Annotated in this window: 5 protein-coding genes; 2 read left to right on the forward strand and 3 right to left on the reverse strand. The window is 66.1% G+C overall.

Translation table 11 applies throughout. The features are described 5' to 3' along the window. The first annotated feature begins 1 nt into the window (after position 1). The gene (locus AC099J_RS30275) at positions 2-5,848 is read left to right on the forward strand and encodes a toxin TcdB middle/N-terminal domain-containing protein (protein WP_479619032.1); all 5,847 of its coding nucleotides are present in this window, start codon (positions 2-4) and stop codon (positions 5,846-5,848) included. Between the two features lie 367 nt (positions 5,849-6,215). On the opposite strand, the gene AC099J_RS30280 is transcribed toward AC099J_RS30275, so the two are convergent. Then, positions 6,216-7,763 carry a hypothetical protein gene (locus tag AC099J_RS30280; protein WP_479619033.1) on the reverse strand — a complete coding sequence of 516 codons (1,548 nt, stop codon included), beginning with the start codon at positions 7,761-7,763 and terminating at the stop codon, positions 6,216-6,218. A 77-nt stretch (positions 7,764-7,840) separates the two neighbouring features. Between AC099J_RS30280 and AC099J_RS30285 the strand changes: the two genes are divergently transcribed. Then, positions 7,841-8,800, forward strand: coding sequence for an IS5 family transposase (locus AC099J_RS30285; RefSeq protein ID WP_479619034.1), 960 nt, complete (start codon positions 7,841-7,843; stop codon positions 8,798-8,800). Positions 8,801-9,384: 584 nt separating this feature from the next. Here the strand turns inward: AC099J_RS30285 and AC099J_RS30290 are convergent. Then, on the reverse strand, positions 9,385-10,242 hold the full coding sequence (locus AC099J_RS30290; RefSeq protein WP_479619036.1) for a phosphotransferase-like protein: 858 nt from the start codon (positions 10,240-10,242) through the stop codon (positions 9,385-9,387). Between the two features lie 11 nt (positions 10,243-10,253). After that, positions 10,254-10,634 (reverse strand): DUF1428 domain-containing protein, encoded by a 381-nt coding sequence (locus AC099J_RS30295; protein WP_479619037.1) that lies wholly within the window; start codon positions 10,632-10,634, stop codon positions 10,254-10,256. Positions 10,635-10,731: the final 97 nt, after the last annotated feature.

Raw genomic sequence — 10,731 nt, forward strand, 5'->3', positions numbered from 1 at the left:
CATGACCGCGACCCGATCCAGTGGCGTGGGCGAAGGCAGCCAGGCCCGCTTCGGCGGTGCCGGCGCCGTGCGCTCGCTCGGCGATGCGTTCCAGCCCAACCTGGCCATGGGCGGCGGCACCTACCGCGTGCCCATCGAGCTGCCGGCAGGCGCCGGGGGCCTGGCGCCGCAGCTGGAACTGCAGTACGACACGGGCGCCGGCAACGGCCCGTTCGGCCTGGGCTGGTCGCTGTCGGTGCCCAGCATCGAACGCCGCCGGCCACGCGCCTTCGCGGCCGAGGGCGAACCCGAGTTCAGCCTGGGCGGCCAGCGCCTGGTGCCCTGCGACGATGGCAGCCAGGTGCTGGCCATCGGCAGCACGCTGCAGCGCATCGTGCCGGCCAGCGATGGCTGGACCAGCCGCACGCTGAACCTGGTGGAGCTGCACTTCGGCACGACCGAGGCCGAGCGTGTGGAGGCCGAAGTCGATGGCCGCCAACGCACGCAGCGCTGGTGCATCACGAAGAGCGTGCATGCAGGGGGCCGCGAGATCCGCTATGAATACCTGCGCGATGGCGGCCAGCTGTACCTGCAGACCATCCGCTGGAGCGTGCTGCGGCTGGAGTTGCAATACGAGGAGCGGCCCGACCCCTGGTCGCAGTACGACGCCGGCTTCACACTGCGCACGCGGCTGCGCTGCAAGCGCATCGAGGTGCACCACGCGCGCCTGCCGCAGACGCTGATGCGCAGCCTCGATTTCGTCTACGAGCGGGCCGAACACACCGGCATGTCGCTGTTGACCGGCCTCACGCTCACCGGCCACCGTGGCGACGAGCAGGTGGCGATGCCGTCGCAGGAGTTCGGCTACACGCGCTTCGACCCCACGGCGCGGCGCATCGAGCGCTTCAGCGCGCCCGTCAGCCCACCGCCACCGCTGGCCGACGACGTGACGCTGGTGGACTACGGCGGCACCGCCCTGCCCGGCCTGCTGCGCCTGTCGGACACCGGCGCCAGCTTTTGGGAGAACCGTGGCAACTTGACCTGGGGGCCGCCGCGTGCGTTGCGCGACCTGCCCTCGGGCGTATCGCTGATGGACGCCGGCGTGCGCTTTGCCGACATGGAAGGCCGTGGCAATGCCGACCTGGTCGTCGGCCTGGAGCATGGCGCGGGCTACTACCCCAACCGGGCCGGCCAGGGGCTGGAACGCAAGCGCACCGTGCGCGTGGCGCCCAGCTTCGACCTGACGGAAGAAGGCAGCTATCTGCTGGACCTGGACGGCGACCGCGTGGCCGACCTCTTGAGCTTTCGCAACGGCTGGCCCATGGCCTTCTTCAACCGGGGCGACGCGACCTGGGCCGGCCCCGTCGCGCTGACCGGCAGCGGCCTGCCGCGCTTCGTGGGGCTGGAGCGCCGGCTGCGCATGGCCGACATGAACGGCGACGGCCTGGGTGACCTGGTGCTGCTGCACGCGCGCCGCATCGTCTACTGGCCCTACCTGGGCCACGGCCGCTGGGGCGAGGAATGCACGATGGCCGGCACGCCGGACTTCGACGTGCCCGACCCCGACAGCGACGTGCTGCTGGCCGACCTGAACGGCGACGGCGCGGCCGACCTGGTGCTGATCGGCGCCAGCGAGATCCGGCTGTACCTCAACCGCGTCGGCGAGGGCTTCGCGCCGCCCATCGTGCTGGCGCGCACGCCGCGCCTGTCGGCCGGCCGCGTGCTGCTGGCCGACATGAAGGGCAGCGGCGCGGCCGGGTTGCTGTTCACGCCCAGGGATAGTGGCGAGTACCGCTACCTGGACCTGCTGGGCAGCGCCAAGGCCGGGTTGCTGAACCGCATCGACAACCACAGCGGCCTGGTGACGACCATCGAATACGGCAGCTCGGCCGACGAGCGCACGCGCGACCTGGCGGCCGGCCGGCGCTGGAGCGGCTACCTGCCGTTCTCGGTGCCCGTCGTCACGCGCATGACGCTGGCCGACAGCGTGACGCAGCAGCAGTCCACCAGCCGCATGCGCTACCACGACGGCCATTTCGACGGCACCGAGCGCGAGTACCTGGGCTTTGCCGAGGTCGAATCCGTGCGCACCACCGGCCCCGAAGAGCAACCGCTGGTGCAGCGCACGACCTTCCACACGCGCCATGCCACGGCGCGCGACCCGGCCTTCATCGCCGGGCGGGGCCAGCCGCGCCGCACCGAGACGCTGGACCCTGCGACCAGCGCCGTCTGCGTGCTGGAGGAATCGGACTGGGCCCTGCGCCGCGTGGCCGGCACGCCGGACGCGAACCCCGCCTACCTGGCCTACCAGGCCGGCCGTGACAGCCGGCGCCTGCAGGACGGCGCCGAATACGAGCGCGAAGAAGTGCAGTTCGAGATCGACGCTGTGGGCAACGTGGTGGACGAGACCCGGCGCACGACGTGGAGCGACAGCGACGGCACGGCCCGCAGCGAGACCCTGCGCATCCGCACCGACTTCGCGCGCCACGCGGTGCACGGCATCACCAGCATCGAGGCCCGCATGCGCAAGCAGGACGGCGATGGCGCGCTGCTGAAAGACGTGCGCAAGCACTACGACGGTGCGCCCTTCGACGGCCTGCCGCTGGGCGAGGTGGACCAGGGCTTTCGCGTGCGCCAGACCGAGGTGGCGCTGACCGCGCGCGAGATCACGCTGGCCTACGACGGCAATGCGCCGGCCGTGGTGGCCACGTTCATGCGCAATGAGGCCGATGCCGAGCACGGCACGCTGCAGGTGCGCGACATCGCGCGGGCGCGGGTGGACGCCTGCGGCAACGAGGTCGAGGTGATCGGTGCCTCCGGCCTCACGCGCGAGTTCCGCTTCGACGCCGACCTGCTGCATCCACAGGCCGTGCGCGAAGACGGCGGCCCCTGGCGCGACATCGCGTTCGACCTGATCGCGCAGCAGGTGGCGCTCTACACCGACCTGAACGGCCACGCCGTGCGCAGCGTGTTCGACCCGCTGGGCAACGTGGTGGCGCTGTTCAAGCGCGGCGCGGCGGGGGAGAAGCCGACCGAAAGCTTTGAGTACCGGCGCGGCGCGCTGCCGCACGCACGCATCCAGCGCGTGCGCATGGAGCATGACGATGCCGAGCCCGGCTACTGCAAGATCGACTACCTGGACGGGTGCGCGCGCATCGCCCAGGTGCGCATGCTGGCGGCCGGTGGGCGCTGGGCCGTGGGCAAGCAGCAGCGCATGTCGGTGCCCGGCAAGCTGCTGGGCGAGACCGATGCATGGTTCGACGATGGGCCCGATTTCTCCGCTGTGCCTGCTGGCACGGCCGAGCGGCGATTGACCTACGACCACCTGGGCCGCGTGCTGCGCGAGCGCCTGTTCAACGGCCGCGAGACGCTGCACCGCTACCAGCGCAACGAGGTGGCGTTCTACGGCCCCGACGCCGCCGACGCGCTGGCGGGTGACCCGACCACGCAGCCGACCCGGCGCAGCCTGCTGGATGCGGGCGGCATCGTGCGCTCGGTGTTCGAGCGCGATGGTGCGCGCTGGTGCGAGGTGCGGCGCGAGGTCGATGGCCTGCAGCGTCTGCTGACGATGACCGACCCGCTGGGCCACGAGGCGCTGGCCAATGTCTACGACCTGTGGGGCAACCGCATCCGCGTGCGCGCAGCCGATGGTGGCGACATGCGCTTCGTGTTCGACGCCGAATGCCGCGAGGTCGAACGCATCGACGCCGACGGCCAGCGCCTCATCAGCGAGCGCGACGCGCGCGGCCGCGTCACCACACTGCGTGAAGCGAACGGCGAAGACGCCGGCACCGTCATCGAGCGCTACACCTACGACGCCGGCCCCGGCGAGAACCTCGCAGGCCGGCTGGCGCGCGTGGAAGGCAGCTTCGGCACCGCGGCCTACAGCTACACGGCCGAGGGCGAAGCCGCCGAGATCACCCGCACCTTCCCCAGCCGGCCTGATGCACTGGTGACCCGCTTCACCTACAACGCCCAGCGCAAGGTGCGCCGCGTGACCACGCCCGACGGCGCGAGCGTGGGCTACGAATACGACGCGCAGGGCATGCTGGAGAGCATCCCCGGTTTCATCGACCAGGTGGAACACGGCCCCACCGGCCTGCGCGAGCGCATCGTCTACGCCAACGGGCTGGAAGGCCGGCGCGGCTACACGCCGGGCGACTACCTCGTCCGCGAGCTGCGCACCGCCCCGCTGGCCGGCGGCCCGGCGTACCAGCACCTGGTCTACGAACTGGACGCTGTGGGCCAGGTGCGCCGCATCGATGACCTCTCCGGCGTGGCCGGCAAGCTGCGGCTGAACCAGGCCTTCGACTACGACGACCGCAACCGCCTGGTGCGCGCCACCGGCAGCCAGGACGGCTTCGACTTCGTCTACCGCTACGACGACCTGGGCAACCTCACCTTCAACGGCGAGACCGGCACCACGCTGCACTACGCGCACGAGGCCGGCGCCACGTTGACGCCGAACCGGCTGACGCACCGCAACGACGCGGCCGCCGACGAATACGCCTACGACGCCTGCGGCAGCCTGACGCAGGACCCGGAGATCGGCCAGCTGCACTACGACGGGCGCCACCGGCTGGTGCGCATCGACCGGCCCGACGGCAGCAGCATCCACCACGCCTACGACCACAACGACCGACGCGTCACGACGCGCATCGAACGCCCCGGCGAGGCACCGCGCACGCGCTGGGACGTGGAGGGCCTGTACCTGATCGAGGAAGACGGCGCCAGCCGCGTCGTGTTCGACGAAGGCCGCCGCCTGGCCGTGGTGCCGGCCGTGGGCGACACGCTCATCCACCACTTCGACCGCCTGGGCAACGTGAACGTGATCAGCAACGGCGCCACGGGCGCCTATGCCGGCAGCGACGAATACACGCCGTATGGCCGGCTGTTCGCGTCGATGGTGATCCAGCCGGCGTTCACGTTCCAGGGCGCGCGCTTCACCGACGGGCTGGAGCTGACGCTGCTGGGCGCCCGCTGGTACCGGCCGGCGCTGGGCCGCTTCCTCACCTGCGACCCCACGCTCGTGGTCGACCAGGACCGCATCGCGCCGCTGGGGGCCGCGCTGAATCTGGTCGTCTACGCGTATTGCAGCCCCGTCAATTTCACCGACCCCACGGGCGAGATCGCGCCGCTGCTGGTGGCGTTGATCGTGGCGGCCATCGTGGGCGCGGTGATCGGGGCCATCGGCGCCGGCGTGAACGGTGCGAAGACCTGGGACGAATGGCTGCTGTGGATCGTGGGCGGCGCCATTGGCGGCGTGCTCTCGGTGCTGGCCTGGTACGGCATTTTGGTGTGGCTGGGCGTCTCGGCCGTGGCGGCCGCCATTGCGGCCACGGCGATCACGCTGGGCGCCTCGGTGCTGGGCCTGTTCACGCCGCTCATGGACGAGAGCGACAGCGGCGTGGCCTGGGGCTTCAGTTGGGCCATCAAGCTCATCAAGTCCCCGATCCTGACCATCCTCGGTTTGTTCGTGGTGGCCGGCTTTGCCATCGCGGGCAAGCGCGTGGACTTTCGGCGGGGCGCGCTGTTCGTGGAAGTGGGTGCCGGTGGTGGCGGGCTGACGCTGGGCGGCATCGTCTACACGCAGAGCGACCATTTCGGGGCCGATGGCAAGGTGAACGACGAGTACGCGCTGCACGAGGCGTACCACACGCGCACGGTGGCGGTGCTGGGCGAGTTCGGGTTCTACGTGACCTACGTCACCTTCGGATCACTGTTCGCCTGGGCGCAGGGCGGGCCATGGAATGCGCTGGACAGCCGGGGGTGCGGGAACCCGTTCGAGAAGCATGCGTACACGCATTACAGCCCCTGGACGGGCACGTCGGGGTCGGGGGAGGAGCATGCGGGTGGGGGGACGTGTTGAGGGGAGCCGGGCGGCACTGGGAACGTTGGGCCTGGGTGGCTGCAATGCGCCCTCTGCCGTCATCCGCCTCATCGACCTGAACGTCAGCAGTGCAGCGGAAGCGATGCTCCAGGGCAGGGCTTCAGTTGGACTGGAATCAAGCAACAAGCAGAAATACGTGAGCGGTGCGTCGCTGCTCTGGTTGACCTGCTGCGACGACTAATTAGCTAACGCAGTTGCCACCTAAAAGCCCGAACTGCATCGAAAGCAACAGGGCGGACACGCTCCCACAACAACTTAGCCCCTCAACATTACCGCAAGTGCTGATCCGTGGGTTGGCCCAGCGGGAGCAGCTCGATACTGACCTAGAGGAGAGCTCACGCCGGAGTCACCCCAAAGACGGAACCGTGTGCACGACAACGTGGGCGTTCGCATTTACCCTGCGCATGTGTTGGATGGCGTCCTGAGACGCGGCTGCGACGGCATCCGTTGCGAACACCACAAGAACTGCGGGAAAGGGAATCTCCATCAAGAAAGAAAGATCCTTGAGAAGTCGATCCCTTGACCTGGCAAGCGAGACCTCGATGCCTATGTGCTCCCCATATCTAGCATCTGAACCCCAAGTAAGAACAATGTCGAGGCGAAATTGTCTACGTTCCTCGACCTGAAGTGATCGCGTCCGGCCTAGCAACGCGCCTCCCGACAGAGCGGGTTCGCTAGCTAAGCGTTCAGTCAAGTCGACTTCCAAGGCTTCGACCAAGGCCCTCTCCATTGGGCGTCGCGCAAGAAGCTGCTGTGGTTGCCATCCCTCCAAGAATTTAAGGACGTGTCCCAAACGACTGTCCGTAGTGGAAGTTATATCTGGCGATCCATATTCAATGCGTCTGACCTGCAGCAGTTCAAGTCCCAAGGCTTCATTGAGCACTCCACGGTCAAACAAATACTTGAACAGTTCAAACGCCCTCAGAGAGCTAAGGAGTGTCAAGACGATACTGCCTGCTCGCACTCCTCGAAGGCGAGCGTCTGGCACGATTCGCCGAATCGCCTCAAAGACACGCTGAGCCTCGTCCACCGTCGCGCCATGGCTGCCGACCCGCACTTCCCACAACACGACTTCTTCAGTACCACCGCTGCAGGCTTGATCGAAAAGCAGTTCGGATAGCAATAGCTGCTGCTCGGCGGATAGAACTTCCCTCCGCCCCTTTCCACCGCGCCGAATTGAGATCGTCTTGTAGAGCGAGCGCAGTTCTGCGCCCTCGTCCCGGCGTTCGTTGAGCATCCGAAACATGTACTCAAGGCCATGGCGAGTGTCATACCACGCCCCTTCGGGAAGGTTCGGCGCAATTTGCGCGGCGCAGCGCATTAGCGCCTTTGGCATCGGGTCGACCCCATGATACTCAGCGAGGCCTCCAGTGTTGTTAGCGCTGACGGCCAAATATTCGTTGCGCTGCTTCTGGCAATACTCGAGCGCCTGCCGCCGAGCATCCGGGACCTCACGATCGCCTGCACCCGGCAGGCCAAGACGACTGTGATCGGCGACTAAATCGAAGAAAAAGTTCTTGTCAAAGAAGCTGCGCGCACCACTTTTGTGGATATTCGCGGAAACTTCAAATGGGGTAATGGCAACAATACTAACGCCAGGCTCGTCACAGACCGCGCGATGTAACGCTGGGATCATTTCAAGTTCGAGCTTCTTCTTGCAAACATTTAAAGCTTGAAGTTTTTTGACACGCTCGACTGCAGAGAGGTCATCGGGCAGGACGCACACAATGTCGAGGTCGCTGTGAAGCGCATCGAATTGCTCACCATCCAAGTAAATAGCGCTCCCAAATAGATAGAAGCGGCAGGAAACCAAACGTGCATTCTTAGAGGATTCAATTGCCCAATTTCGGCACAAATTGATTGACGCTTCCGCATCGGGATACCAATCGCTCATAAATAGACCTAAGGAAGGTCTGCATAAATCCGCTCCCGATGTGCTCGGCAGACCGTCGCGCTGAGAAAATCTGAGCCATGAAACAAGTCGAACTGGGCCTGAACTTGACGACCAAGCGCACGCGCAAGCGCGAGTTCCTGGCAGAGATGGAACGCGTGGTGCCGTGGGCGGCACTGGTCGACCTGATCACACCGTACGCACCCGAAGGCAAGCGCGGTCGCCCGCCCTTCGCGGTGGAGACCATGCTGCGCGTGCACTTCATGCAGCAGTGGTTCACGCTGAGCGACCCGGCGATGGAAGAGGCATTGCACGACGTGCCGCTGTTCCGCGAATTCGCTGGCCTGAACTGGAGTACGGCCGTGCCCGACGAGACGACGATCCTTCGGTTCCGCCGGCTGCTGGAAGAACACAAGCTAGCCCCGCAGATCCTGGCGCTGGTCAACGAGCTGCTGGGCGCCAAGGGCCTGCTGCTGCGCGCCGGCACCGTGGTGGACGCCACGCTGATCGCCGCACCCAGTTCGACCAAGAACGCCTCGGGCGAGCGCGACCCGCAGATGAAGCAGAGCAAGAAGGGCAACCAGTGGTACTTTGGCATGAAAGCGCACATTGGCGTGGACGCCGACTCGGGCTTGGTGCACACGGTGCGCGGTACAGCGGGCAACGTCAACGACGTGGTTGAGGCCAACACCTTGCTGCACGGCGAAGAAGCCCAAGCATGGGGAGACGCCGGCTACCAGGGCGCCGGCAAGCGCCCCGACGCCAAGGAAGGCGTGCGCTGGAACATCGCCATGCGCCCGGGCAAGCGCAAGCTGCTGGACAAGACCAAGCTGGTCGACGACCTGACGGATCAGATCGAACGCATCAAGGCCAGCATCCGGGCCAAGGTCGAGCACCCGTTCCGGGTGATCAAGCGCCAGTTCGGCCACGTCAAGGTGCGCTACCGCGGGTTGGCGAAGAACACCGCGCAGTTGCACACGCTGTTTGCGCTGTCCAACCTGTGGATGGTGCGGCGAACGCTGATGGGAGCGCAGGCATGAGTGCGCCTGCAAACGGCCAAATGGCCGCAAAGCAGGCCGAAAACGGCACGCGATGGGCTTGGCGACGGGCTGAATCGCGCTCGAGAAGGGCCCAAATGCGAAATGGGCTCGACTGCGCCGCATCAGCACATCTGCAAGTGCTTTGTGCAGACCATCCCTAAGTTACACGCTCGAGTGTAGAGCAGGCGTGCGGGGGCGCACGCTCGTCGGCCGCCTGATTAACGGCCGCGTCAGCGTGGAGAGCCACCCGCCGAGTTCGCTTCTACGGCGCGAACAGTGACACGGGCTGAAAGCGGCGAGTTCTTGCAAGACGCCGGCGGCCACAGAGGCGGTTAGCGGTCGCTGCTATTTGTGGCCAGGCCGTGCCGAAGCACAAGGGTCGCCGCAACCGTCAGCAGGTCCTTAGCTTTGCGCAGCCTCTGCATCTCCGGCTCGAAGTTCTGTCCACATGGGGCTGCACGTTGCCATCCCGAAGACTCGAGGTGCAACGGTGCAACGCTCGCGCAACGTCGATGGCCGCTTCCGTCGTGACCTGTCGTTCGCCGCGGAGGACCGAACGACAACACCTGGCCGGAGGTTGCCGTTCAACGGCATGGCGCTCCGACAATGGCGTCCAAGTAGCGCCGAATCACGTTGGCTGCTTCCTTGGCGGTGCATGTCGACGTGTCAATCACCACGTCATATGGTCGAGCGAACGCTGAATGTCCGAGTTGCTCCCGCGCCATGCCGGTCGCTCGGTCCTCACGGAGACTTTCCCGACGCTCGAGGGTTTCGAGCGGAGCCGTGATACCGACCAAGCAAAGCTGACGGTCTGACAGAACGTCAATGCAGGCCTGTAGTTCCTCTTGATCACGAAGCACCGTGTCGAGGATGATTTCAAAGTCCGTGTCGACAAGCCGGCGAAGTGTGGAGCGAAGGTTCTCGCAGTGGATGCGATAGGCCAAGCGTTGCTCTTCTGCACTTCGCATATCACGCCGCCTAGACATCGTCACAAACGCGTCCAAGGTCACATGAAATGCGGGAGCCGGAGCGCAATCCTGAAGCGCGGTCGCAGTGGTCGATTTTCCTGCGCTGGTCGGGCCGTGCAGGACGATGGCGAACGGTTTCATGGAGTGCTTGAACGACTGGTCATGAGGAAATTCTGCTTGGCGACTGGATGACTGCTTCTGGCCGCAAGCGCCAACACGGATAGCCAGCACCACTCGGCGACAGTGAGTCCAGGCCTGCCGGTCGCCGAGACAAGCTGGAAAACAGGAACTGGCCGCGCGCTTGAACCCATTCAGGACCAAAAGAGCCGGTACACGCCCAACTGCTGCAGTGAGTTGCGCGGCGTTTGCCTGCCCCACGATCACACCGCGCAACGTGCCGGGGCGACCTACCTGCTGCCCGACACTTTGCGCCAGATGCGCGCCCCGAGGCGTGGGACGTCCAGGGGCCGGCATCGCCCCGTCGCTCAAGCCTTCACTTCCACCACCTGCTCGAACCCGCCAAAAATCATGCGCTTCCCGTCGAAGGGCATGGGCGGGTTGCCGGGTGTGGACGGGTCCATGCGCGGGTCTTCCATCATCTTCTTCATGCCGGCGTCGCGCGTGGCCTTGTCCGGCCACTCGACCCACGAAAACGCCACCGTCTCCTCGGCTGTCGCCTGGACGGCGCGGCGGAAATCGGTGAGCTTGCCGTCGGGGACGTCGTCGCCCCAGCCCTCGATCACACGGGTGGCGCCCAGCTCGAGGAAGATCGGGTCGAGCGCACGGGCGTGCTCGATGAACTTCTGCTTGTTGGCGGTGGGGACGGCGATCACGAAACCATCGATGTAGTGTCCTGTCGCAGAAATACGCTTCGCGATTTTCTCGACCTTCTTCAAGATCGAGTCCGCCGTAGCCACCCACTGGAAAGGCGAGGCATCCGCGTTGTAGCGCTGCACGAATAGC

This window comes from Rhodoferax sp. RT4P68 (genome assembly GCF_056521305.1).

Bases quoted from the DNA above. Each gene is read 5' to 3' on its own strand.
- AC099J_RS30275 (WP_479619032.1), top strand. From the start codon at position 2: ATGACCGCGACCCGATCCAGTGGCGTGGGCGAAGGCAGCCAGGCCCGC.
- AC099J_RS30280 (WP_479619033.1), bottom strand. From the start codon at position 7,763: ATGAGCGATTGGTATCCCGATGCGGAAGCGTCAATCAATTTGTGCCGA.
- AC099J_RS30285 (WP_479619034.1), top strand. From the start codon at position 7,841: ATGAAACAAGTCGAACTGGGCCTGAACTTGACGACCAAGCGCACGCGC.
- AC099J_RS30290 (WP_479619036.1), bottom strand. From the start codon at position 10,242: ATGCCGGCCCCTGGACGTCCCACGCCTCGGGGCGCGCATCTGGCGCAA.